Genomic DNA, 25,033 nt, shown 5'->3' on the forward strand with positions numbered 1-25,033 from the left:
TAGGAATACATATGTTTAAATGCTATTAGCTGAGTCAATTTCACCATATAGTTGAAATGACCGAACGTTCTTTATTTTATAGTGTAAGTCTGTGAAAAACGCAGTCTGAAACGAAGCGTTAATTGGCAGAAATTCTGAATGATTAAAATCAAAACGTTCGTTTATACACTATTTATGAAGTTGATTCAGTTGGTAAGATATATTAAAGTTTATCCTTTCAATAAGGCTTTAGTCAAAGTTTATTCACAATAAAGGGTTTAATGTATTTCTAAAGGTTATATATATTTTAGAATAACTAACAAAGGGGAGTGATTCAGATGTACAAATCGATTATTTTTGATATTGATGGTACTTTATTGAATACAGAAAAAGCCATCTTATTATCTCTACAGCAGGTATTGAAGGAAGAAGGACTAAGTTATGAATTGGATGATCTAAAGTTTTCTTTAGGAATTCCGGGGAAAGAGGCACTCAAGCAACTCCCTGTAACGAATATAAATAAAATGGATAAAAAGTGGTCGCAAGCGGTATTAGCATATGCTGATGAGGTTGGATTGTTTAGCGGTATAGAAGAAATCATAGAGTTATTGGCTGATAAGCAAATACAAATGGGGATTGTTACCTCTAAAACAAGAGACGAATTGAAAAGAGAGTTCCAACCATTTGGATTGAATACCTATTTTCAGTATATAGTTTGCGCTGACGATACAGTCAAACACAAACCAGAGCCAGAACCACTATTGGCTTGCCTAGAAGGATTAGGCGTACCAAGTAGCAGCGCGCTGTACATTGGCGATTCTATCTATGATATGCATTGCGCCTATAAAGCTGGAGTACATTTTGCCCTGGCATTGTGGGGAGCGAAAACAACAGAGGGCTATGACTTAGCAGAATACGTATTAAAAAAACCACAGGATATAGCAGTATTAGCAGGCTTGAAACCATAAGTATATGACATCAGATTGGCTTCACTTTCTTTTTTTTGATAACATTGACATAACGAAATGAGGGAGTGAATGAAATGAAAGTGGACCATGAAATTTGGGGCAATATCCCTTTACTTCATATATATAATGAACAGTCGGCGACAAAAGAAGCGCCCACTGTCATTTTTTTGCACGGATTTACAAGCGCAAAAGAGCATAATCTACATTATGCTTACCAGTTAGTAAATAAGGGTCTACGTGTATTATTGCCTGATGCGCTATTGCATGGGGAACGCGAAGAGGAACTGGATGAAGTTCAGTTGAGTCTGCGTTTTTGGGAAATTGTTTTAACTTCTATCGAAGAAGTACAATTTTTACGCAATCAGCTGCTAGAAAAAGGGTTAGCAAAAGAAGGTGAAATTGGCCTTTCTGGAACCTCAATGGGTGGCATTGTGACGCTTGGCGCATTGAAAGTATATCCGTGGATCAAAACGGCGGCTGTTATGATGGGCTCTCCAGCTTATGTAGAGTTAGCGAAGGAACAAATTGCCGGCATTGAAGAAAAAGGGTTTAAAATTCCGTTGAATGACGAAGAATTGGAGGGAATGTATAAAACGCTTAGTCGTTTTGACTTAAGTAAAGAACCAGAAGGTCTGTTAGGTCGCCCTGTATTCTTTTGGCATGGCAAAAAGGACCAAATGGTACCATTTAAGCCTACGCATGAATTCTATAAACTACTTCAAAAAGATTATTATCAGAATCATCCAGAAGATTTGGCGTTTATGGTTGATTCGTCTTCTGGCCACAAAGTATCTCGTGCTGGGATGCTTGCAGGGACTGCTTTCCTTGCTGACCATTTGGCATAGTGATTTAGGGATGATATGATTAGGGAACAATATGAAGAAAGGGGATAAAACCATGGATGCTGATTTAAAAGAAAATATTCTAGGTGCACTTGAAAATGTTATTGACCCAGAACTGGGTATAGATATCGTCAATTTAGGTTTAGTCTATGACGTGGATATGTCTGAAGAAGGCCTATGCGTCATCACAATGACACTTACTTCTATGGGTTGCCCACTAGGACCAGTGATTGTGGATCAAATCCGTACAGCTTTATTTGAAATTCCAGAAGTAAAAGATGTAGATGTCAATGTTGTCTGGAATCCGCCTTGGTCTAAAGATAAGATGTCACGTTACGCAAAAATGGCATTAGGTATTCGATAAAAATTAAAAATCAGTGGAGAACTAGTTCTTCACTGATTTTTTATATAAGCATTCCGAATATATTCATGACAGTAGGGTATACATAGAAGATGAAGCATTAGTCAATACGACAGACGCTAATAGGGCAGTTATCGCATTCACATTGATCTTTTAAATAGTTTAATTGATGAACGGTAATCAATCCTTTATCAAAAGAAATGACGTTTAAATTCTTTAACTCATGCAGCGTACGATTGATTACTTCACGGCTTGTTGCACACAAATTTGCTAGCGTAGTGTTTGTTAATGGATAGTTAATTAGAACGTCACCATTTTCTAGTTTTTCACCGTACGTATTGGATAAACGAATGATAGTGGAATATAGCGCACCTTTCTTGCCAAATAGCAGCAAATCGCGCAGCTTCGTTTGGGTTTTTAAATTTTGAAGCTGTAGCCATTTAATGTACTCAATTAACAAATCAGGTTCTTGAGCTAATAGTATTTCGAAAAGGCCTGCATCTAATGTAAGAATTTGAGAGGCTTCTAATGTTTTGGCACTCAGCGGATAAAATCCAGATGTACTAAAAACAATTCCTTCACCAATACAATCATCACTGCCACAAATTCGGAGTGACAATTCTTTGCCTCCTGCAGTTTCTTTCGATACAACCACTTTTCCAGCTACGATAAAGAAAAGATCTTTAACTGGCTCTCCCTCGGTGCAAATATGGCTACTCTTAGGAAATTTAATCAATGAACCATGTTCTTCAAAGATTTTTCGTATCTTTTGCGGAAGCGGTTCAAAATGATCCAAATCTGCCAATACCTATCCCATCCTTCACGTAATCTATTTTTCTTATTATAACACAGCGTAGTTAGAATGATAGTCATGTGAATACAGCAAATAATGGTAATTATTATATAGTCAAACAAGGTCAAACATATTACTTTACATTAAAGATAGAGAAGAATATAATAAAATTAACATAAGGTCAGTAATGGTCAAAGGGAGCTGATTTGAATGCAAATGCAAATGAATAACGAAGAGCAAAAAAGCCCATTAGAACAATTTGGACGGAATTTAGTAGAAGAAGTGAAAAAAGGAAAGATGGATCCTGTCATTGGTCGAGACCAAGAAATTCGGAATGTTATTAGAATATTGTCCCGTAAAACGAAAAATAACCCGGTATTAATTGGTGAACCTGGGGTAGGGAAAACAGCTATTGTTGAGGGTCTTGCACAGCGTATTGTAAAAAAAGATGTACCTGAAGGATTGAAGGATCATCTCATATATGAGCTTGATATGAGTGCATTAGTGGCTGGTGCGAGTTACCGTGGCCAATTCGAAGAACGGTTAAAGGGTGTCTTGAAAGAAGTCAAAGAAAGTGAAGGACGTATCATTTTATTCATTGATGAAATTCATACCATTGTTGGTGCGGGAAAAACAGACGGAGCAATGGATGCAGGCAATATGCTTAAACCAATGCTTGCACGCGGTGAATTACATTGTATCGGCGCGACAACACTTGATGAATATCGCATGTATATTGAAAAAGACCCGGCACTTGAACGTCGCTTCCAACAAGTACTCGTGCGGGAACCATCTGTAGAAGATACTATTTCCATTTTACGTGGTCTAAAGGAAAGCTTTGAATTGCATCATGCCGTAAAAATTCATGATAGAGCGATTGTGGCAGCAGCAGAATTGTCTAATCGTTATTTAACAGAGCGCTTCTTACCAGATAAAGCGATTGATTTAGTCGATGAAGCTTGTGCGATGATTCGTACTGAAATCGATTCAATGCCACAAGAGCTAGATGAAGTAACACGTCGCCAAATGCAGCTAGAGATTGAAGAACAAGCGTTACAAAAAGAAAAAGACGAAGCAAGCAAAAAAAGGCTAGTAGCTTTACGCGAAGAGTTAGATCAATTAAAAGCATCATCTAAAAATATGAAAGAGCAGTGGGAATCAGAAAAAAATGCACTGCAAGCTATCCAAGAAAAACGGGAAACATTAAACCGCTATCGTAGAGAATTAGAAGATGCAGAGAATCAATATGATCTTAACAAAGCTGCCGTTTTGCGCCATGGCAAAATTCCAGAATTAGAAAAAGAACTGCAATCGCTTGAAAAATCTTTGCAAACTGATGATGAGAGCCGTTTGTTACGGGAAGATGTAACAGCGGAAGAGATTGCATCAATCGTTTCAAGATGGACGGGTATTCCTGTGACTAAATTAGTAGAAGGAGAACGCGAAAAGCTATTGCACCTGAAAGACACATTGCATGAACGTGTAGTAGGGCAAGACGATGCAGTTCGATTGGTGACGGAAGCTGTATGGCGTGCAAGAGCGGGCATTCAAGATCCGAACAAGCCTATTGGTTCATTCCTATTTTTAGGTCCAACAGGTGTCGGTAAAACAGAATTAGCTAAAGCATTGGCTGCTCAGCTATTTGATTCAGAAGATCATTTCATTCGTATAGATATGTCCGAATACATGGAAAAACACAGTGTTTCAAGATTGGTAGGTGCACCTCCAGGATATATTGGATACGAAGAAGGCGGTCAATTGACAGAAGCCGTTCGCAGAAATCCTTATTCTGTTGTGTTGCTCGATGAAATTGAAAAAGCTCATCCTGATGTAGCGAATATCTTGTTGCAAATATTAGATGATGGTCGCATAACCGACAGTCAAGGGCGTACAGTCAACTTTACCAATACAGTCATTATCTTAACTTCCAATATTGGCTCACACTATTTGTTGGAGTTAAAAGGGCAAGATAGCGATCATGCAATCGAAGATCTAGTAATGGCAGAATTGAAACAACATTTTAAACCAGAATTGCTTAACCGACTTGATGATATCGTGATGTTCCATTCCTTATCAGAAAAACAATATTACGAAATTGCTAAAAAATATGTAGCACTTCTTCAAAAACGGGTGGCAGAACAAGATATTGAGCTAACCGTAAATGAAGATGTACTAGAATGGGTAGTCAAAGAAGGCATTGACCCTGCATTTGGCGCACGTCCACTACGCCGCTTTGTTCAACGCTATATTGAAACATTGGTAGCGCAAGAATTATTAAAAGGCGAAGCAAGCGCCGGAGACCGATTAGTAGTAGCCTTGGAGGATGGTAAAGTAACCATTCATAAAGAAAGAAAGTAAATAATCATTATTCAAAATAAAAAACCTGTCCATAATTTAGGACAGGTTTTTTAGTCATTATTCGTGTTGACCGATTTCTTTTGGTGAATCTTTTGGAATCACTGCATCCATTATTAAGATTAATACTGAAATGATAAGTGATATCCATAATCCTTTTGTGAATGCTGGTCCATCTAATGGCACATTATTGATTGAGCTCACAACATAGTTTAAAGTGGAAACCAATAATGCTGACCAAATCACTAACATAATGTATTTCATATAATCACCTCTAGCTCACTTTTATCCGCATTATGGGGCAGCAAGACCTCAACTCAACACTTGAGTGATAACGAATGGTTAGAAGAGTTACTGACCATAAATGCCCGATTGGTTCAACGCGCACTAATTGAGGATTAAACCTCATGAAATCTGAGTGTTCGTTTCACTTTATATCAACTCTATCATACCATAACGTTTTATTTTTTTGGAAGAAACTTTTACAATCTGATATGAACAAAATTGATTCATATTGATAAAAAGAGAATTATTCGCTATAATTAAGACCAGATACTAATAATTGATAATAAGAAAAGAGGCGCTACCTCATGAATGCTGGGATTGTTGGAGTAGGAAGATGTGTTCCAGAGAAGGTATTAACAAATTTTGATTTAGAAAAAATGATGGATACGTCAGATGAATGGATTCGCACACGTACTGGCATACAAGAACGTCATATCGCTGCAGATGACCAAGATACATCCCATATGGCATTTGAAGCAGCAGATAAAGCGATCAAAGACGCTGGCATAAAACCAGAACAAATTGGATTAATTCTAGTAGCTACTGTTACGCCGGATCAGCCATTTCCGAGTGTAGCCTGCATGATACAAGACCAGCTTGGAGCAGTGAATGCAGCAGCGATGGATCTTTCTGCAGCATGTGCTGGCTATATTTATGGTTTAGTCACAGCTAAGCAGTTTATTGAATCAGGTGTTTACGATTATGTTTTGGTTGTTGGAGTTGAAAAACTAACAAAAATTGTTGACTGGTCTGATCGTAATACAGCCGTTCTTTTCGGAGACGGTGCAGCTGCTGCGGTGGTAGGTAAAGTTTCTGAAGGAAGAGGCATACTTTCCTTTGAATTGGGTTCAGACGGTTCAGGTGGAAATCATCTATATCAAACGAAAGAAAACTATCTTTCAATGAATGGCCGCGAAGTATTTAAATTTGCAGTTCGTCAAATGGGGCAATCTGCACTAAATGTAATTGATAAAGCAGGCTTAACAAAAAATGATGTAGACTTTTTGATTCCACATCAGGCTAATATCCGTATCATGGAAGCTTCTAGACAACGGTTGGAATTACCGCCTGAAAAAATGTCGTCAGTTATCCACAAATACGGTAACACTTCAGCTGCTTCAATTGGTAATGCGTTAGTAGAAGAGTTGGAGAACGGCCGCATTAAAGATGATGATCTACTTGTTTTAGTAGGTTTCGGAGCTGGATTAACTTGGGGCGCTGTTGCAATGAGATGGGGAAAATAACACAAAGGAAAAGTGAGGAATTATAACCATGGCAAAACGTCGAGTAGTAGTGACTGGTATTGGAGCAGTAACACCGCTAGGAAACGATATTTCAACAACTTGGGAAAATATTAAAGCAGGCCATGTTGGAATTGGACCATTAACAAGATTGGATCCAGAAAAATTTCCGGCTAAAATTGCTGCTGAAGTAAAAGACTTTGATATTGAAAAATATATTTCTAAAAAAGATGCGAGAAAAATGGACCGTTTTACTCAATATGCATTAGCCGCATCTATTATGGCTGTTGAAGATTCAAACCTAGAAATTACGCCTGAGGTCGGATTGCGTACGGGTGTATGGATTGGTTCAGGAATTGGTGGAATGGAGACATTTGAACAGCAATATAATAATTTCCTTGAAAAAGGGCAACGTCGTGTGAGTCCATTTTTCGTACCAATGATGATTCCCGATATGGCAGCGGGTCAAGTATCCATCCATTTCGGAGCAAAAGCGATTAATTCATGTTCAGTAACAGCTTGTGCATCAGGTACAAACTCAATCGGTGACGCCTTCAAGGTAATTGAACGTGGTGATGCTGATGTCATGATTTCAGGTGGAGCAGAAGCACCGATTACTAACATGGCAGTAGCTGGTTTCTGTTCAAATACTGCACTAACATTAAATCCAGATCCAAAAACAGCTTCACGTCCGTTCGATAAAAATCGTGATGGCTTCGTTATTGGCGAAGGTGCTGGTATTGTGATCTTGGAAGAATATGAGCATGCGGTTAACCGTGGTGCAAAAATTTACGCAGAAGTTATTGGCTACGGCTCAACAGGTGATGCACACCATATCACAGCTCCTGCTCCAGAAGGTGAAGGAGCAGCACGTGCTATGCAACAAGCACTTAATGATGCAGATGTATCTCCTGAGCAAGTGGATTACATTAATGCTCACGGAACAAGTACGGTCTATAATGATTTATTCGAAACGAAAGCGGTCAAAACAGTTTTCGGAGAGCATGCTTATAAATTAGCAATCAGTTCAACTAAATCAATGACTGGCCATTTACTTGGTGCAGCAGGTGGTATTGAGGCAATCTTCTCTGTATTGGCGTTGCAAGAAAATATTCTGCCACCGACAATGAATCTTGAAACACCAGATGAAGAATGTGATTTGGATTATGTGCCAAATAAAGCAAGAGAGCAAGAAATCTCTTACGTGATGAGCAATTCACTTGGTTTTGGTGGACATAATGCTTCACTACTGTTTAAAAAGATGTAATATAAAAAGTTAAAACTAGTAGAAAAGCCTTTCTCATGAATAGAGAAAGGCTTTTTTTCATAGCTTATAATAGATTCTTTTAACGACAATACGAAGATTCACACAACAAATCTCTTTCTATCACTGAAATAAAAAAAAAGAAAAGGATAATGATATGCGATTCTTATTTTTTTTAATTTGTTATGGACTAGTTGTATTGACCGCCACTCATATGATTTTGTATTTAAACTATCATGCTCTCGGTTATCCATGGTCTGATGTATTTATTTTCATCTTGAAGACAGTGGACTTTAAAATCTTTTTAGGAGCATGTCTTGGACTGATTACCGTCTTTTTCTTCCCAAGCCCATCGCGGACTCCATTTTCGTAACAGTTTCACTTGCAATCTTGTTGGCTTTCTCAGCACCAACATTCAGAATTTCATCCAATTCAGGTGAATCAATTAATTCATTGTATCTTTCTTGAATTGGTGTTAGGTGTTGAATAACACTTTCCGCTACGCCCGCTTTAAAAGCGCCATAGCCAAGTCCATCATATTTTGAGACCAAATCGTCTATCGACATATTGCTCAACGCTGCTTCAATAGTTAAAAGATTAGAAACACCTGGCTTATTTTCCATATCGAATTTCACGATACCTTCCGAATCAGTAACGGCTGATTTGATCTTTTTCTCGATTTCTTTCGGCGTATCCAGCAAACGGATTGTTGCTTTTTTGTTCTCATCTGATTTGCTCATTTTCTTCAATGGATCTTGAAGTGATTTGATGCGAGCACCGTTCTTAGGGAGTTGAATTTCTGGAATAGTAAATACTTCGCCATAGCGTTTGTTGAATCGCTCTGCTAGATCACGTGTAATTTCAAGATGTTGTTTTTGATCCTCTCCAACAGGAACGATGTCTGTATTATAAAGCAAGATATCTGCTGCCATTAATGGAGGGTAAGTTAAAAGGCCGGCTGATACAGCATCTTTTCCTTTCGACTTATCTTTAAATTGAGTCATGCGTTCCAATTCTCCGATATAAGCTGTACAAGTTAACATCCAGCCTGCTTGTGCATGTGCAGGAACTTCGGATTGAATGAATAATGTTGATTTTTGTGGGTCAATGCCTGCTGCAATATAAGTAGCGGCAAGAGCTCGTATGCTGTTTCTTAGTGAATCGCTATCTTGCGGTACAGTAATTGCATGTTCATCAGCGATACAAAAGATGCAATCATAATCCTCCTGCATAGCCACAAATTGACGAAATGCCCCAATATAGTTTCCTAATGTAATGACACCTGTTGGTTGTACACCTGAAAAAATTCTTTTCATTTCTTTTTCCTCCTAAAAATTCTTATAAAAACAAAAAAACATTATTCATCCCTCTGAAAAGGGACGAATAATGTTATGTATCCGCGGTACCACCCAAGTTTGCCGAAATCCGGCCACTCTAATCCTGTAACGTAGGACAAACCCGAGCCTTACTACTATGTTTTCATAAAGCTACTCAGAAGCCCATTCCCTATAGCGTAGGATCTGTTTCCACCAGCCACAGACTCTCTTTACATACGAACTATAAGTACTCTTCTTCTTCAACGTTTTATCAATATGGTGAAAATTATAATATAGCGTTTTTGAAAAAGCAACTGTTGCATAATTTCCAATTATAGAGAAAGTTTTTATTTGTCTACTGTTAGGACAGTTAGAGAATGTCTAAAAAGTATCTTCATTATTTTTCATCTTTTCAAAAAGTTTTGGAACCTTTTTGGCAATTAAACGTAAATAATAGTATAGCAACTCATTTTCAGTGTAAAGGTATTAATTGAGAAAATTATTCTGGATTTTTATGTTTAGTTGTTCCTAAAAATGGGGATAATACAGATATAACTGAGAATTGCTCTATGACGAATAATAGTGAAACTGAACATAATAGAATAATTCGTCATATTTAGTCGTCAATCAATTGATGTAATTTCTATTTTGTGTATATTCAAATGAGAATTTATGGTGTATAATGATGTTAGACTTCTTTATTAGAGTAATTCTAATTTAACAATACAGCAATTCCTATATACATTAACTCACATTTTCGAAAGGATGTGTTTTTGAGATGATGGTCACTCTTTTTACATCACCGAGTTGTACTTCATGTAGAAAAGCAAAAGCATGGTTAGAAGAACATGAGATTTCATATAAAGAAAGAAATATCTTCGCGGAGCCGTTAAGCATAAGCGAAATTAAAGAAATACTACGAATGACGGAAGATGGTACAGATGAGATTATCTCTACACGCTCAAAGATTTTCCAAAAATTAAAAGTGGACGTTGAATCATTACCTTTACAACGATTATATGAGTTAATCCAAGAAAATCCTGGCTTATTAAGACGTCCAATCATTTTGGACGAAAAGCGTCTGCAAGTGGGGTACAACGAAGATGAAATTCGTCGTTTCCTACCACGAAAAGTTCGTGCTTACCAATTGCAAGAAGCGCAAAAAATGGTGAACTAACTCTGTATAGATCAAGTACAGGTGTACAAGCTAAGCTAGAATCCATCGTCTGGTGGGTTTTAGCTTTTTTCGTTTTTTAAAAGCCATTTGTGGGTAAAGAAGAAGGTAAAGACATGAGGATATTAAAGAACAGCGATGTGTCAACAATGGCAAGGCATCAGAATATAATGTTAAAACAATTGCGGTGAATACATTCTATTCACATTGCCATAATCTATTGCTTCTTATTGGCAAATGGAACTTAAAACTATTATAATTCATATACTATTGATATTTCCTAAGATTTATCCTTTTCATTTTTCACCATCTCGTCATACAATAGTAATAGACGCTGTTAAAGTAATACACCTTGAAAATCTGGCTACATGATCGTTGAAGAATATTATAATTATGGACCGAAGGGGGTTGTGTAAAATGGATATGGAACGCATTAATGAGAATACACTAAAACTCTTCATTTCTTACGTTGATATTGAAGAACGAGGATTCACCAAAGATGAAATTTGGTATGACCGTGATAAAGGCGAAGAACTCTTCTGGGTTATGATGGAAGAGATTAATGATGATATAGATTTTGAAATGGATGGCCCGTTATGGATCCAAGTTGTGGCAACTGACAAAGGTCTCGAATTGACGGTAACATCTACAAAGTTATCTCCTGATGGTTTGATGGATCTCCCTTCAAGTATTGAAGAAAAAAGAAAGTTTTTTGAAAATGCATTTAGTGGGCTTGATGCGAAGGCGGGTTCCTCTAACTTTGATACAATTTTCGGCGAAGTTGAGGATGATATAGATGGATATACGTTTATCCTAAAAGACTTTGACGACATAATTGATATAGCAGAAAGAATGCCACAAAGTGCAAACTTTGAAACATCACTTTTCGAGATGAAAGGCAAGTATTTCTTGCATGCTGACTTTGACGAGGAAATGACGATGGATGATTTAGAAGACTATCTAAGCGTTATCTCCGAATGTGCAGAAGAAGCAGATACGACCATTCACCTTTTAGAAGAATACGGAAAATTAATTATGGATAAAAACTGCTTAGAAATAGTGCGAAAATACTTCTAACAGTTTCTTTGAAACCTTCTCTATTTCCAAGTTGAGAAGGTTTTTTGTTTGCATTCAGAGTCGAATATTCTTACAATTTGGTTTGTGGAGGTGATTGAATGTTGACGGCACTTGATTCCTCGAACAAGCTCATTTTGTTGACTGGAATTGAAGATAAAAATGGGTTAAGTCGTTTGAGAGAAAAAGAACAATTTTATTGTCCGCAATGTCAAAAAGCCGTGCATTTAAAAATTGGACAAGTGATGATTCCGCATTTTGCACACAGAAAGAAAGGGTCTTGCCAGTATTTTTCAGAAGGCGAGACAGCTACACACTTGCTTGGAAAACGGCATTTATATGAAATGTTTCAAAGACTGCAGATAGAGGCAAAGCTAGAGCCTTATCTAAAAAGTTTAATGCAACGTCCCGATCTTCTTATCAAAGTAGAAGAACAGCAATATGCTATTGAATTTCAATACAGTACGATTTCCAAACCCCAAATGGTAAAACGTACAACTGGCTATCACAAGGAAAAAATGATTCCACTGTGGATTTTACATACCCCCACGACCAAAAATCCTCATAAAGATGGAATTCAACAAATACGTTTATCCCCATTTAAACAGCAGTTCATCACATATAGTAATCAACACGCCCATCTCATCACCTACAACCCCACTTTAAAACTATTCGTGTACTATAATTATCTGCTCCCTATTGGCGGATATCGCTTCATTGCAAAGGTACAAACACTTGCCATTGACCAACAACACTTTCCTTTTTTGCGTGCAAGTGCACTCACAAAGAATGAATACTTGAAATATTGGCAGCTTTGCAAAAGGGAACGAGAACGAGTTCTTAGAGGAAGACTACATATAAGCAAGAGAGGAGTAAAAGATCCCTTTTTACGTGCTTGCTATTATTTACGAGTCATCCCTGAGAAGCTGCCCTTATTTGTTGGCATTCCAATAAATAAAAAGCCGCATTCAATAGAAGCAGTTGAATGGCAGCTGTTATGGCTATATTTTTTATATACACAGCATCAAAATTGTATGGCTTATAGTCCAAAATTAGCAAAGGATTTCACTGACTCACATGGCATATGTTTAGATACAGAATCAATTCGTTTTTATAGCGAAATATTAAATTATTTAGATATTGAAGATATATTTAGCCATTATGAGGAAGAAAAGATATTCCACTATATTTATAGCCAATTTCTTGCAAAAACTTAAGAAAATTGAGAAAATAATAGAGCAGTCCATTTTTGGAGTTGAAAGTAGGAGGTTTAAGTAATGACAGAAAAAACGAAAGTACTTACAAGAGAAGAAGTACCAGAGGAATTAACATGGAAATTGGAAGATATTTTTCAGTCAAATGCTGATTGGGAAACTTCTTATCAAGAATTAACAGAATTGGCGAAACAGGCTTCGCAATATCAAGGTACTATTGCTGAAGGATCGGATGCATTGCTTAAAGTCCTTCGTTTCCGCGATGAAGTCTATACTAAGCTTGGGAAGCTTTATGTATATTCACATATGCGCAATGACCAAGATACAACAAATTCCACATACCAAGCTATGGACAGTCGAGCTAAAACATTATATGCAAAGGTTTCTACAAGCCTGTCTTTCTTGACGCCGGAAATTTTAGCGTTGGATGAAGCGGTAATTAAAGAATATTTGAAAGAAAATAAGGATCTCCAATTATATACACATGAATTAGAAGAAATTAATAATGAACGCCCTCATATTTTGCCTGCAGAACAAGAGGCATTGCTTTCGCAAATGTCTGAGGTAACAGGCGCTTCTTCTAATACCTTTAGTATGCTGAACAATGCAGACCTGGAATTCCCTACTGTACGTGATGAAGAAGGTAATGAGGTTCAATTAACTCATGGCAACTATGTTCATTTCTTGGAAAGCAAAGATCGCTCAGTCCGTGAGGCTGCATTCCGTGCGATGTACAAAACGTATGGAGATTTTAAAAATACGTTTGCAGCAACGTTATCAGGCAATGTGAAAGCTCATAATGTGAATGCTGAAATTCGCCATTATGATTCTGCCCGCCAAGCTGCTATGAGCGCAAATCATATTCCAGAAAAAGTATACGATCAATTGCTTGAAACTATCCACAAGTATTTACCGTTGATGCACCGCTACATTGCATTGCGCAAAAAAATGCTTCAAGTGGATGAATTGCATATGTGGGATGTCTATACACCACTTGTCGCTGAATCAAAAATTGATATGACATATGACGAAGCCAAGGAACATATGCTCAAATCCTTAAGTGTGATGGGTGATGAGTATGTAGGTATCGTTGAGCAAGCTTTAAAAGATCGCTGGGTGGATGTTTTAGAAAGCAAAGGCAAACGCAGCGGTGCTTATTCATCAGGTTCTTACGGAACAAATCCATACATTCTGATGAACTGGCAAAACAATCTGGATAACTTGTTCACACTTGTGCATGAATTTGGACATAGTGTCCACAGTTATTTCACACGCAACAATCAACCGTTCGTGTACGGTGATTATTCAATTTTTGTGGCAGAGGTAGCATCCACATGTAATGAAGAATTGTTAAATGACTACTTGCTGAAAACAATTGATGATCCAAAAACAAGAATTTATATCTTAAACCATTGGCTTGAAGGCTTCCGTGGCACCATTATTCGTCAAACAATGTTTGCAGAATTTGAGCATATTATTCATCAAATGGACCAAAAAGGTGAAGCTCTAACTGCTGATCGTATGACTGAAGTATACTATGAGTTAAATAAGAAATATTTTGGTGATGACATGGTCGTAGATGAAGAGATCGGCTTGGAATGGGCTCGCATTCCACACTTCTACTACAACTATTATGTGTATCAATATGCAACAGGTAAAAGTGCTGCAATTGCATTAAGTTCTCAAATTTTATCAGAGGGCAAACCAGCTGTAGAGCGCTATATCAATAAGTTCCTAAAAGCAGGCTGCTCAGATTATCCTATCAATGTGTTAAAAGCTGCTGGCGTTGATATGGAATCTGCATCCCCAATTGAAGAAGCATGTAAAGTGTTCGAGCGAAACTTAGAAGAATTAGAAAAGCTATTGTCAGAACAATAATCGAATGAAAAAGATTGAACTCTCTAGTTGAAGAGTTCAATCTTTTTTGCTTTGGGTTCAGACGGGGATATTGCTAATAGAAAGTTTGAAAACAATGTATTCGTAATTATTTGATGTGGAATCCTACATTGAGCGTTGCAGGTGCATATCTTTGTATTAAAAGAAGACTTACCCTAGGAAAGCGTAGATATCCCCACTTCATCCACATATCAAATTAGTACGCATATTTAAGAAAACCCTGTGAATAAATGGTTAATTTTCAATGATAACGCTTTCTATTTGACAACTTTGTGAAAAGATGTTCAAAGCGTTGATATATGCGATTTTCCGTGCTAAAGTAATAGATGTGAAATAAATCACAAACAAACATACACCCCTTTGTTTGAACGTGAACATTTCTCCCATCCCCTTTGTGAAAAGAAGCATCTCCCGTAGAGATGCTTCTTTATTTTTTTGCCTTTTTTAGAATTTTATATGTCAACACAGAAAGCCCTAACTGTTATCAACAGTTAGGGCTTTTTTGGTTTATTTATTTTAAACGCCAGAGCGATAAGTTTTCATAAGTCACTCGGTCTACTTTTTGTTGCAACATTTTTTTCTTTAGCTCTCGTTCACAAGTAGAAGGGGAAATTTGATAAATTGCTGCTAATTCTTTTGTTGTAAATGTATGAAAGCGATGGAATAAATCTTCTACTGATGGCGGTTGCTGGCAAACTAGCTTCTCACCGAGTAATTCTTCTAATATTTTTTCATAGACTTCATAGGAGTAGCTGCCTGAAACTTTTAATCCCTCATCCTCAATATTTTCATTGAAGAATACAAAGCTTGGCACTTCATCTACTTCCATTTCTCGTGCGATGCATAAATCGTTCTGGAAAGAGCGGGAAGCTTCCACGGATAAAAAGTCTGTTTGGAATTCTTCTACATCTAGATTTGTTTCATAAGCGATCTCTTGTAATGTACTGCATTGGCATACATTTTTAGTATTTAAATAGGTGTATTCCTGGAGCTTGGTTAAATAGCGATAACCTGCTTTTTTTCCTTGCAGTTCCGCAGCCTTTACGGCGATGGAAGGCAGGACAGGATGTGATAGGTCCACTAGTTCTTCTTGTGTTTGGCAACTATTAATACGCTGACATGCACTGTTTAAAGAATTTAATTCTGTGCTCAGGACAAAGCGCATTGAAAAATAATGGCCATAGTTTATTTGCAATTGTCGGATTAGCGCTTGAAGTTCAAAGCTCCCCTGAGAAAGCAAATCGATGAACACATAAAGTTCAATCGGTTTGCTTAGAGATGGGGAGACAGCAGGTTTTTCGCTTAAATACTGAATATTGTTCACTCTAAAACCTCCTCGTCTTCATCCGGTGCGTTGATCATGTGATGTGCAGTTTGGACAAGACGTTGATAGTACACGTGTCTGAATTTGCCGTCTAAGCCGACTTCATCCATAGCTTCGGACATGCACTCCAACCAAGCTTGAGCTCTTTCAGGAGTAATCTTAAATGGCATATGCCTAGCTTTCATCATGGGATGGCCGTGCTCTTGTGTATAAATGTTGGGACCGCCTAAATATTGTGTTTGAAATTGCTTTTGTTTGCGTGCGGTCTCAGTTAAATCATCAGGGAATATAGGCTTTAGCTTCGGATTGTTGGCAACTTTTGAATAGAAAATATCAATCAATTTATAGAGTCTTTCCTCACCAATTTCCTCAAATGGGATAATAGGTTTTTGCATCATAGATGTATCTCCTTTGCTTTAGCTGTAATCCTATTTTATCAACCTCTTTCTATTTTCTCAAACAAATGATACGTTATCTATTTCAAATTTCATAGAGTACAAAATAAAAAGCCAATCTACGTGCTAAAATCATACATAATTAAACGTAAATAGATGACAGTTAGCTAAGATTGGCCAGTAATATAAGAGGCTTAAGCATTAAATGTATTCATAATAGATTGCACATAGTTCATGGTTTCTTTATAAGGAGGAACGCCGCCATATTTAGCAACTGCTCCAGGCCCTGCATTGTATCCAGCGAGCATTAAATCATAATTGCCCCCAAATTTATCAAATAATTGTTTTAAATATTTAGTGCCGCCCATGATATTTTGTTCGGCATCATACACATTGGAAACACCCAAGAATTTAGCAGTACTCGGCATTAATTGCATTAAACCTCCTGCTCCAGCTGAGCTAGTAGCACTTGGATTGAAGCCAGATTCTTGTTTAATTACCGATTTTATCATTTTTTCTGGAATACCATACATATTGGAAGCCTTCGTGATTAACCCATCAAAACTCGTTTGTGGCCCAGACCCTGCCGCGGCACTCACGGGTTGCTGTGTTGCATTTAACGCAGACGAGGAACCATTTGTATAGTTCATCGTAGCTGGAGTGTAAACGGGAGATGTCCCGTTGTAATAAAGCGAGTTGGCACTGTTGGATAAGGAGCCTAAGCTGCCCAACAGTTGGGTTGGATTGAAGGCACTAGCTAAATTACTATTCTGCATACCGCTAGAAGATAATAATTGCAATAATTGTGTTCCTGTATTCGACAAAGCATTAGACATACCAAGCATTTGCGAAGTATCGGATGATTCTGTTGATAAGCCAGTATATTGCCCCATCATGTTAGCAAAAGAATTTGTTGTGTTATTTCCATTTATATCTGCTGTATTCGTATTAAGTGATTGTATATATGGAAGAATAGATTGAATGTTCATGGATAGACCTCACTTTTTATCAAACAGAGATTGTAAAAATACCCGTTACACACGATGCAAGAAGAGAAAGATCTTACTGTTTCGCATTCATCAAGCGGGCAATTTTTTTCTCTGCAGGACGGATGGGAATCGAATGGCTAGCAAGAAATTCAAGGAATGTTGCTTTTCCTTTTTCCTCATTTGATACTTCATATTCTAGTTCATAGTCTTCCGTACTTCCATAATTTGAATGGTCCAAAACTAGAAGACCACCCTCGTACTTTATTTCGGCACGTTTGGTGATAAGTGTACCTATATTATTTAAGTCTTTTATATTAATTTTTAATGCTTCAAGCCGTTGGTTTACTTCTGGGGCAGCAAGTGGGCCTTCTCCTTTTAGAAAAGAGTCTGCTTTACCTGCAGTTAGCCTGTCCGTTGTTTCCATGAGCCCTATACCGGTGAACGGTTCTTTTAATGTACATTCAAAGGAAGAGCCTTTTTTTCGTATACGGAGACCTGCACGCAGCTGTTTCAGTAAGAAGTCCTCTGTATCAAAGTAATAATTGGTTTGTTCACGAAATTCGTCTTGTTTTAGATTGAAATAGTCGGCGAGTTTGATAAACTCATCTTTTGTCAGCATATTTTTGAATTCAATTTCTAATTCTTGGGGCATTCTTTTCACCCTTTCTTATCCTGAATTATAGCGGAATTTAGGCTAAAATGACAACAAAGGTGTACAGACGTAAAAATGAAGAATATGGTCAGAAAAGAACGTCTTTATGATAAAATAATATGGAGTTCTACAACTAAGTAAAGAGCGAACAATTTAATCGTGAAATCCATAATACAAAACGAGAGAAACACTTCACAAAAGGGGAGAAGAATAGTGAGAAAAACATATACGATTAGCAGTAGTACTTTAGAAAACACACATATTAATTTTCTACTTGAAAACCAAGAGGAGAATATAATGGGAACGCCGTCAGGCAAGCTTATTACAGACTCGGATGCCATGACGTTTGTATATATGATGGATGAGGAAGAGGGATATAGCTATGTGGAATTCCCGCAAGCTATTTGGCCTGATTTAGCTGCTGCTATGCAGGTAAATGCAGTACCTGTGTTAAAATGGGATGCGGGTAAAGTGGAATTAGTTCATCTATGGGATGAATTAAGATCGCTAATATATAATATTGAAGGCAACTCTAATTACGGCGAAGCTTTTACAACAGCGGTTGAGGAAGTGTTTGCACAACTTTTGAGTGAAGCCTAAATGTGTTAGGGGGACTTATCATGGGACAATGGGATCGCTTTTTGCAGCCATATAAGCAAGCCGTTGATGAATTGAAAATAAAATTAAAAGGAATACGTGCTCAATTTGAGAAATCAAATAGGACATCGCCGATTGAATTTGTCACAGGCAGAGTAAAACCGCTTGCAAGTATATATGATAAGACATTGGAAAAAGGTTTGGTCTTTGAACCTTCCGATACACTTGCACATGAGCTGCAGGATATCGCAGGCGTGCGAATTATGTGCCAATTTGTCGATGATATACCAGTTGTAATTGACCTTTTGCGGCAAAGAAATGATTTACATATCATAGAAGAGAAAGATTATATTACGAATGTGAAAAAGAGCGGATATCGTTCTTATCATATGATAATCGAATATCCTGTCGGAACCATTCAGGGCGAAAAAAAGATATTGGCAGAAATCCAAATACGAACGCTCGCTATGAATTTCTGGGCTTCAATTGAACATTCGTTAAACTATAAATATAAGGGATTATTTCCTGACGAGATAAAAAAGCGCCTTCAAAGCGCAGCCGAAGCAGCATTCATGCTTGATGAGGAGATGTCTGAGATTCGCGAGGAAATTCGAGAAGCCCAGGCATATTTCACAGAATATAAAGAAGCAAACAATCCAGAAGTGCGCCAAAGCCAAGGGAAAGGAGATGAAGGAAAACGATGAGATTCGCAGTGCAGTCACGGAATGATCCACAGTCTAATGAACTGATGGAACGAGCTATCAACTACTTAACACATTTCGGGTTAGAATTAGACGAAGAAAAGCCGGAAATAGTCTTATCTATCGGCGGTGATGGTACACTATTACAGGCCTTCCATAGATATACACATATGCTATCAGAAGTGGCTTTTGTAGGAATTCATACAGGACATCTAGGTTTCTATGCAGACTGGAAGCCAGCTGAAATTGAAAAATTGGTCATTTCAATTGCTAAAAATGAGTTTGATGTGATTGAGTACCCATTATTAGAAATGACGATTAATTATCAAGACAATACGGATTGTTTTACCTATTTAGCGTTAAACGAATCTACTGTGAAGTCGCCAGAGGTCACACTAGTAATGGATATAGAGTTAAACGGTAAGCTATTTGAACGTTTCCGCGGCGACGGTCTATGTGTCTCTACTCCTTCCGGCAGCACAGCCTATAACAAGGCACTGGGAGGAGCCATTATTCATCCATCATTAGAGACAATCCAGCTAACGGAAATGGCTTCTATTAATAATCGCGTATTCCGTACAGTTGGCTCTTCGCTCGTGTTACCTGCACATCACAACTGTGTATTAAAGCCAGTAAAGGTGGATGATTTTATGGTAACGATTGATCATATTCAGCTGTTGCATAAAAACGTGAAAACCATTCAATATCGTGTGGCAAAAGATAAAGTGAGATTTGCGCGTTTTAGAGCATTTCCTTTCTGGCAACGTGTACATGACTCCTTTATTGATAGCGATTTGAGGGACTAATGAAAGATTTACGATACCATTTAACGTTTCATGCATCTCTAGATGGACAATTACTTAGAGATGCACTAGCTCAATTTGGCATTTCGAAGAGAACATTAACAGCGATCAAATTTCGCGGTGGCGCTCTGTTGGTCAATGGAGAAGAACAGAATGTGCGACATCCCTTAACAGAAGGCGATGAAATTAAGGTTATTTTTCCTAAAGAAGAGATGAGTGTTGGCTTAATACCTGAAAAAGGACGTTTAACTATCTGTTATGAAGATCAAGCATTATTGATTGTCGAAAAGCCGGATGGTCAAAGTTCTATACCCTCACATGACCATCCAACAGGCAGTATGGCGAATAAGATTGCGGGGCATTTGCAAGAGCAGGATGTGGCATCCACTGTTCATATCGTCACACGATTAGACCGCGATACATCAGGGTTGATGTGTATAGCAAAGCACCGCCATATACATCATTTGCTTAGCGAAGCACAAAAATCGCATACCATTCACCGAACATATGAAGCGCTTGTACATGGCCACGTGAAAGAAGACTTTCAGCAAATCATCGCACCGATTGGCAGAAAAGCAGGAAGCATTATTGAACGTGAAGTAACAGAGGATGGACAATACGCCCATACAGATGTGACTGTTTTAAACCGTTTTAATGTAAATGGAGAAGAAGTAAGTCATGTTCGTTTGACTTTGCATACAGGCAGAACACATCAAATTCGTGTACACCTATCTTCGATTGGACATCCATTGCTGGGTGATGACTTATATGGAGGAAAATGCACATTGATTAGAAGGCAGGCGTTGCACTGTGTTTCGCTAAAGCTTCAACATCCTCTCTCCCAAGAGGAAATGATATGGTTTAGCAATCTTCCGGAAGATATGGAGCATATTTTGCTCAGCCATTCAAATAGCGGTGTAAATTAACAAGAGGCTGGGACATAATTTCAAAAATAAAAATGCATGAAGGACAATACGCCTTCATGCATTTTTTCTATATGACTGCCTTTAAATATCCCAAAATCCTATTCAGTTTTGGGAGTGGACCGGAGCGGATAAAGGTCGACTCCTGCGGGATTTAGTGCTATTTTGAGACCCCGCAGGAGTGTAAGCGACGAGGAGGCTCAAGGTGCGCCCCGCGGAAAGCGATCTTTTGGAGCGCAGGGGAACGGACTACTTTAGTTATGTCCCAGGCTCTTTTTTATATGATATTTTTGGGGTATAGTGCAGTAGATATAGTGATCACTGTAGGTAGAGCTTGAGCTGAATACTCGCAAGAATGAATTGATGAATTGATTAAGTCTTTCACTGCAAAGCGTATCTAGCCAGAACTATTATGAATAAATAAAAGGTTAAACCGAACTTTTATAAAAACGGATTTATGAAATTGATTCAATAGAAACACTAAAAAAGAATTGACCCTTGTCGAAACTTCGCACTATTATAGTAAGGTATTAAAAAAGATCCAAATCGAGAGGAGGGGACATGCATGATGGATAACACAACAGAAAATGATGAAGTACAATTTGATGAAGAGCATTTAAGCTCGTTAATTCACCAAGGCGATACACTTGCATTCAGAGAAGAGTATTTATCGCTTCATCCATATGATCAGGCACAGTTTTATGAGAAGGTGGAACCAGATATACGACAGGTGATCTATCAATACTTGTCCCCGAAAGAGTTGGCTGAAATCTTCGAAGCTCTAGAACTTGACGATAATGGATATACTCGGTTTCTTGAGGAAATGACGCCTATTTATGCGGCACAAATGATTTCAGAAATGTACACGGATGATGCGGTCGATGTATTAAATGAATTAGACAAAGACCAAATTAGCCATTTTTTAAAATTAATGAGCAATGAAGATGCCCAGGAAATTCGGGAGCTTCTTCATTACGAGGAATATACTGCGGGTTCTATTATGACCACGGAATATGTGGCAATCCCCGAAAACTCTACTGTAAGGTCTGCTATGACGATACTGCGGAATGAAGCGCCGAATGCCGAAACCATCTATTATATCTTTGTGGTGGATGATGCTGAGCATTTGGCAGGTGTCATTTCATTGCGTGATTTAATTATCGCGGATGAAGATACGCTAATCCATGATATTATGAATGATCGTGTCGTAAGCGTGAAGGTAGCGGATGACCAGGAAGATGTAGCTCAGATTATGAAGGACTATAACTTCCTAGCGGTGCCTGTTATTAATTCAAAAAATGAAATGCTCGGTATTATCACAGTCGATGATATTATTGATGTTATTGATGAAGAAGCATCTGAGGACTATTCCAAGCTAGCAGGTGTTTCAGATATGGATACATTTGACAAGAATCCTTTTTTGGCTGCCAAAAAAAGATTACCTTGGCTTGTCATACTGTTGTTCCTTGGTATGATTACGGCTAATTTAGTTGATCTATTTACTGATACGCTTGAAAAAGTAGCGTTGTTGGCAGCATTTATTCCGTTAATTGGCGGGACTTCAGGGAATAGTGGTACACAGGCGCTTGCGGTTGCGGTCCGGGGGATTGCGACAGGGAATTCAGAAGAAGATAACAAATGGGCACTGATGCTTAGAGAGATGGTCACCGGCATAATCATGGGAGTTGTTTGCGGTATTATCGCACTCGGCATTGTATACTTCTGGCAACATACATTCCTTCTAGGATTGTTGGTAGGTGTGGCCATCTGTTGTTCAATCGTCGTGGCAACGTTGGCTGGTGCAGTGATTCCATTAGTGATGCACCGCATGAATATTGACCCTGCAGTTGCTTCAGGTCCTTTTATCACAACATTAAATGACATTACCAGTATTCTGATTTACTTAGGAATTGCTACAGCTTTCATTAATCATCTCATGTGAACCCATATGGCATATTAGGCATATGATAAAAATAAAAAGGATGTGTGATTGTGGGAAAAGACCCACTCCTTTTTATCAAAACGCCCCCTGCTTTTTTCAGAGAAACAGTCCCTGTGGAAACAGGTGCGGAGCTAATTGAAAGTATTGTAATCGAGGACCAAACAGAGCATTTTGAGAGTGCTCAAAAGCCAAGTACACATAATTTAGATAACAGTGAATTAGTAAAAAGAAAAGAGAGGCTTCATTTCCTGTCAAAGCCATTTCAGCAAAGGGCATATCAACCGCTTGTATTTGTACTGCATGATGGGCAGGAGATCACTGGAGTAGTAAAGAAATTTGATAGTGAGACAGAGGATGTCTTTATTCGTACCTCTGAAACAGTGTTAACGTATAAGGTTTGGGAAATCTCTGATTTGGTGTGGAGAGGAAGCTCATTCTTTAAACCACAAGTCCAACATGCTGAAAAAGACAAAATCGATGCTGAATCTTAAAATCAATTTTTAAAACTTGCCTAGATATTTTCTAGGCTTTTTTTATTGCAAAATAATATACCACTTCCATAAAAAATTTGTATGAAAAAAGCGAGATTCACCATAGTAAAGGAGAATCCCGCTTTTTAGCGTCTATTCGTTTTCTGGTTTAGGTATTTTTGTTAATCAGGACAAACATTTAAGAAGACGTCCTGGATGCATTGCACGCCGCAGAAGCAATTTAAATCTACAGTAATGCAACTATCTGTAAGTTCAAAATCAGTTACATCACAAATTGCATTTAAATCGATTGAGCCGCAATCGCAATCTTTATGAATGTTCTTGTTTGGTTTTAGTACACGCAATGTTGCACAACAGCCATCAAATACATCTTCTACACGGAAAAATACAGAAAAACATCCGTTATGATGTGTTGTACTGTTATTATGCGAACCGTGATGACGCGGTTTGAAAAATGCTTTAAATGGTGTGCCGTCTTTTGTTAATAACATAAACACACGTGTGTCTGCATTTGATCTAGATGGACTTACCAAGCCACCCAGCGGTTCTAAGAAACAGTTAGAAGGGCACTGGCAATCATTAGTGATGTCCTGTGTCTGAATGTCTAAGATTGCTTGCACCACATCACACACACAATTAGCTGAAGTGATTGGTCTAACGCTTGAGCTCGAACTTGAGCTTGAACTGCTTGAGCTTTCTTTTCCACAACCCATTAATATCACATCCTTATTCAGATTCTCTATAGCATATGCCTTATTAAAAAAAGAGACTGGGCTAAAAGAACAAAGGGCCCTAATCATAGATTAGGACCCTTTGCAATATTACGACGCTGTTTCACCTTGAGCGAGCTTTTTATCGGCAAACGTCTAAGAAGACATCTTGCACACATTGTACGCCGCAGAAGCAATTTAGATCTACGGTAATGCAACTATCTGTAAGTTCGAAGTCAGTTACTTCACAAATTTTATTGAAGTCGATGGAGCCGCATTCTTTTAGGATGTTTCGATTCGGTTTTAATACCCGTAATGTTGCACAGCAGTCATCAAAAATATCTTCTACACGGAAAAATACAGAGAAGCAAGATTGATTATGATTATGATGTTGTTGATTATGGTGCTGTTGATTATGATGATTGTTCATGTTCATTCCGCCTAGTGACGTACTCTCTAAAGAATTACGATGATGGTGACGAGAGTTTTTGAAGAAAGCTTTAAACGGCGTGCCATCTTTAGTCACTAGCATAAATACACGAGTATCAGCATTGGATCTTGATGGACTTACTAAACCGCCTAGAGGTTCTAGGAAACAGCTAGTAGGACAAGTACCGCATTCGTTATTTTCACGTTGAACTTGGAGGTCCAAAATTGTCTGTAATACGTCACATACGCAATTTCCTCCCATAATTGGGCTCACACTTGTACTTTCTCTTCCACAACCCATTCAAATTCACCTCC

The 25,033-nt window shown here is 38.0% G+C and carries 26 protein-coding genes and 1 other annotated feature; of the genes, 17 read left to right on the forward strand and 9 right to left on the reverse strand.

Annotated features, from left to right (window positions below; all coding sequences use genetic code 11):
* Nucleotides 1–317 precede the first annotated feature (317 nt).
* The 3 genes from F0527_RS02660 to F0527_RS02670 all read left to right on the forward strand — a co-directional run bounded on the left by F0527_RS02660 (nucleotide 318) and on the right by F0527_RS02670 (nucleotide 2,153).
* Nucleotides 318–947, forward strand: coding sequence for an HAD family hydrolase (locus F0527_RS02660; protein WP_150283721.1), 630 nt, complete (start codon nucleotides 318–320; stop codon nucleotides 945–947).
* 74 nt (nucleotides 948–1,021) lie between these two features.
* Complete coding sequence (locus tag F0527_RS02665) at nucleotides 1,022–1,792, forward strand: prolyl oligopeptidase family serine peptidase (protein WP_150283722.1); 771 nt, start codon at nucleotides 1,022–1,024, stop codon at nucleotides 1,790–1,792.
* A 52-nt stretch (nucleotides 1,793–1,844) separates the two neighbouring features.
* Nucleotides 1,845–2,153, forward strand: coding sequence for a metal-sulfur cluster assembly factor (locus F0527_RS02670; RefSeq protein WP_066784777.1), 309 nt, complete (start codon nucleotides 1,845–1,847; stop codon nucleotides 2,151–2,153).
* Between the two features lie 97 nt (nucleotides 2,154–2,250).
* Here the strand turns inward: F0527_RS02670 and F0527_RS02675 are convergent, their stop codons facing one another.
* On the reverse strand, nucleotides 2,251–2,955 hold the full coding sequence (locus tag F0527_RS02675) for a Crp/Fnr family transcriptional regulator (RefSeq protein ID WP_223823511.1): 705 nt from the start codon (nucleotides 2,953–2,955) through the stop codon (nucleotides 2,251–2,253).
* 198 nt (nucleotides 2,956–3,153) lie between these two features.
* Between F0527_RS02675 and F0527_RS02680 the strand changes: the two genes are divergently transcribed.
* A complete protein-coding gene (locus tag F0527_RS02680) occupies nucleotides 3,154–5,301 on the forward strand; it encodes an ATP-dependent Clp protease ATP-binding subunit (protein ID WP_150283723.1) in 2,148 nt (715 codons plus the stop codon).
* A 57-nt stretch (nucleotides 5,302–5,358) separates the two neighbouring features.
* Here the strand turns inward: F0527_RS02680 and F0527_RS02685 are convergent, their stop codons facing one another.
* On the reverse strand, nucleotides 5,359–5,562 hold the full coding sequence (locus tag F0527_RS02685) for a YjzD family protein (protein WP_066784779.1): 204 nt from the start codon (nucleotides 5,560–5,562) through the stop codon (nucleotides 5,359–5,361).
* Between the two features lie 326 nt (nucleotides 5,563–5,888).
* Between F0527_RS02685 and F0527_RS02690 the strand changes: the two genes are divergently transcribed.
* The 3 genes from F0527_RS02690 to F0527_RS17475 all read left to right on the forward strand — a co-directional run bounded on the left by F0527_RS02690 (nucleotide 5,889) and on the right by F0527_RS17475 (nucleotide 8,461).
* Nucleotides 5,889–6,827, forward strand: coding sequence for a beta-ketoacyl-ACP synthase III (locus F0527_RS02690; protein WP_066784782.1), 939 nt, complete (start codon nucleotides 5,889–5,891; stop codon nucleotides 6,825–6,827).
* A 28-nt stretch (nucleotides 6,828–6,855) separates the two neighbouring features.
* Nucleotides 6,856–8,091, forward strand: a complete 1,236-nt coding sequence (gene fabF / locus F0527_RS02695; RefSeq protein ID WP_066784784.1) for a beta-ketoacyl-ACP synthase II — start codon at nucleotides 6,856–6,858, stop codon at nucleotides 8,089–8,091.
* A 211-nt stretch (nucleotides 8,092–8,302) separates the two neighbouring features.
* The gene (locus F0527_RS17475) at nucleotides 8,303–8,461 is read left to right on the forward strand and encodes a hypothetical protein (RefSeq protein ID WP_470411867.1); all 159 of its coding nucleotides are present in this window, start codon (nucleotides 8,303–8,305) and stop codon (nucleotides 8,459–8,461) included.
* Here the strand turns inward: F0527_RS17475 and trpS are convergent.
* Entirely contained in the window at nucleotides 8,415–9,404 is a 990-nt protein-coding gene (trpS, locus tag F0527_RS02705) for a tryptophan--tRNA ligase (protein WP_150283724.1), read from the reverse strand. The two genes, F0527_RS17475 and trpS, sit on opposite strands and share 47 nt — an antisense overlap.
* Before the next feature lie 56 nt (nucleotides 9,405–9,460).
* Nucleotides 9,461–9,677, reverse strand: a binding site (T-box leader).
* Between the two features lie 508 nt (nucleotides 9,678–10,185).
* Here trpS and spxA point away from each other — a divergent pair.
* From spxA to pepF, 4 genes are all read left to right on the forward strand, one after another.
* Nucleotides 10,186–10,581 carry a transcriptional regulator SpxA gene (gene spxA, locus F0527_RS02710; protein ID WP_066791827.1) on the forward strand — a complete coding sequence of 132 codons (396 nt, stop codon included), beginning with the start codon at nucleotides 10,186–10,188 and terminating at the stop codon, nucleotides 10,579–10,581.
* 414 nt (nucleotides 10,582–10,995) lie between these two features.
* Nucleotides 10,996–11,655 (forward strand): adaptor protein MecA, encoded by a 660-nt coding sequence (gene mecA / locus F0527_RS02715; RefSeq protein WP_150283725.1) that lies wholly within the window; start codon nucleotides 10,996–10,998, stop codon nucleotides 11,653–11,655.
* 98 nt (nucleotides 11,656–11,753) lie between these two features.
* Complete coding sequence (locus F0527_RS02720; protein ID WP_150283726.1) at nucleotides 11,754–12,869, forward strand: competence protein CoiA; 1,116 nt, start codon at nucleotides 11,754–11,756, stop codon at nucleotides 12,867–12,869.
* 60 nt (nucleotides 12,870–12,929) lie between these two features.
* Nucleotides 12,930–14,744: an oligoendopeptidase F gene (gene pepF, locus F0527_RS02725; protein ID WP_150283727.1), complete on the forward strand. Its 1,815-nt coding sequence runs from the start codon at nucleotides 12,930–12,932 to the stop codon at nucleotides 14,742–14,744.
* 529 nt (nucleotides 14,745–15,273) lie between these two features.
* On the opposite strand, the gene F0527_RS02730 is transcribed toward pepF, so the two are convergent.
* From F0527_RS02730 to F0527_RS02745, 4 genes are all read right to left on the reverse strand, one after another.
* Nucleotides 15,274–16,086 (reverse strand): DsbA family protein, encoded by an 813-nt coding sequence (locus tag F0527_RS02730; protein WP_066784793.1) that lies wholly within the window; start codon nucleotides 16,084–16,086, stop codon nucleotides 15,274–15,276.
* Nucleotides 16,083–16,484 (reverse strand): globin domain-containing protein, encoded by a 402-nt coding sequence (locus F0527_RS02735; protein WP_066784795.1) that lies wholly within the window; start codon nucleotides 16,482–16,484, stop codon nucleotides 16,083–16,085. Before F0527_RS02735 ends, F0527_RS02730 begins: the two co-directional genes overlap by 4 nt.
* A gap of 191 nt (nucleotides 16,485–16,675) precedes the next feature.
* Complete coding sequence (locus F0527_RS02740; RefSeq protein ID WP_150283728.1) at nucleotides 16,676–17,470, reverse strand: lytic transglycosylase domain-containing protein; 795 nt, start codon at nucleotides 17,468–17,470, stop codon at nucleotides 16,676–16,678.
* A gap of 73 nt (nucleotides 17,471–17,543) precedes the next feature.
* Complete coding sequence (locus F0527_RS02745) at nucleotides 17,544–18,122, reverse strand: CYTH domain-containing protein (protein WP_150283729.1); 579 nt, start codon at nucleotides 18,120–18,122, stop codon at nucleotides 17,544–17,546.
* A 213-nt stretch (nucleotides 18,123–18,335) separates the two neighbouring features.
* Between F0527_RS02745 and F0527_RS02750 the strand changes: the two genes are divergently transcribed.
* From F0527_RS02750 to F0527_RS02775, 6 genes are all read left to right on the forward strand, one after another.
* On the forward strand, nucleotides 18,336–18,722 hold the full coding sequence (locus F0527_RS02750) for a UPF0738 family protein (RefSeq protein ID WP_150283730.1): 387 nt from the start codon (nucleotides 18,336–18,338) through the stop codon (nucleotides 18,720–18,722).
* A 20-nt stretch (nucleotides 18,723–18,742) separates the two neighbouring features.
* Complete coding sequence (gene yjbM, locus F0527_RS02755) at nucleotides 18,743–19,423, forward strand: GTP diphosphokinase (protein WP_066784810.1); 681 nt, start codon at nucleotides 18,743–18,745, stop codon at nucleotides 19,421–19,423.
* Nucleotides 19,420–20,226: an NAD kinase gene (locus F0527_RS02760; protein ID WP_066784812.1), complete on the forward strand. Its 807-nt coding sequence runs from the start codon at nucleotides 19,420–19,422 to the stop codon at nucleotides 20,224–20,226. Before yjbM ends, F0527_RS02760 begins: the two co-directional genes overlap by 4 nt.
* On the forward strand, nucleotides 20,226–21,149 hold the full coding sequence (locus F0527_RS02765) for an RluA family pseudouridine synthase (RefSeq protein WP_150283731.1): 924 nt from the start codon (nucleotides 20,226–20,228) through the stop codon (nucleotides 21,147–21,149). The genes F0527_RS02760 and F0527_RS02765 overlap by 1 nt, the downstream gene beginning before the upstream one ends.
* 562 nt (nucleotides 21,150–21,711) lie before the next feature.
* The gene (mgtE, locus tag F0527_RS02770) at nucleotides 21,712–23,088 is read left to right on the forward strand and encodes a magnesium transporter (protein WP_066784818.1); all 1,377 of its coding nucleotides are present in this window, start codon (nucleotides 21,712–21,714) and stop codon (nucleotides 23,086–23,088) included.
* A gap of 50 nt (nucleotides 23,089–23,138) precedes the next feature.
* On the forward strand, nucleotides 23,139–23,579 hold the full coding sequence (locus tag F0527_RS02775) for a hypothetical protein (protein ID WP_150283732.1): 441 nt from the start codon (nucleotides 23,139–23,141) through the stop codon (nucleotides 23,577–23,579).
* Nucleotides 23,580–23,740: 161 nt separating this feature from the next.
* On the opposite strand, the gene F0527_RS02780 is transcribed toward F0527_RS02775, so the two are convergent.
* Nucleotides 23,741–24,292, reverse strand: a complete 552-nt coding sequence (locus F0527_RS02780; protein WP_150283733.1) for a CotY/CotZ family spore coat protein — start codon at nucleotides 24,290–24,292, stop codon at nucleotides 23,741–23,743.
* A gap of 139 nt (nucleotides 24,293–24,431) precedes the next feature.
* A complete protein-coding gene (locus tag F0527_RS02785; protein WP_147194538.1) occupies nucleotides 24,432–25,019 on the reverse strand; it encodes a CotY/CotZ family spore coat protein in 588 nt (195 codons plus the stop codon).
* Between the last annotated feature and the right edge of the window lie 14 nt (nucleotides 25,020–25,033).

The organism is Rummeliibacillus sp. TYF-LIM-RU47 (assembly GCF_008638315.1).
GTDB lineage: Bacteria > Bacillota > Bacilli > Bacillales_A > Planococcaceae > Rummeliibacillus > Rummeliibacillus stabekisii.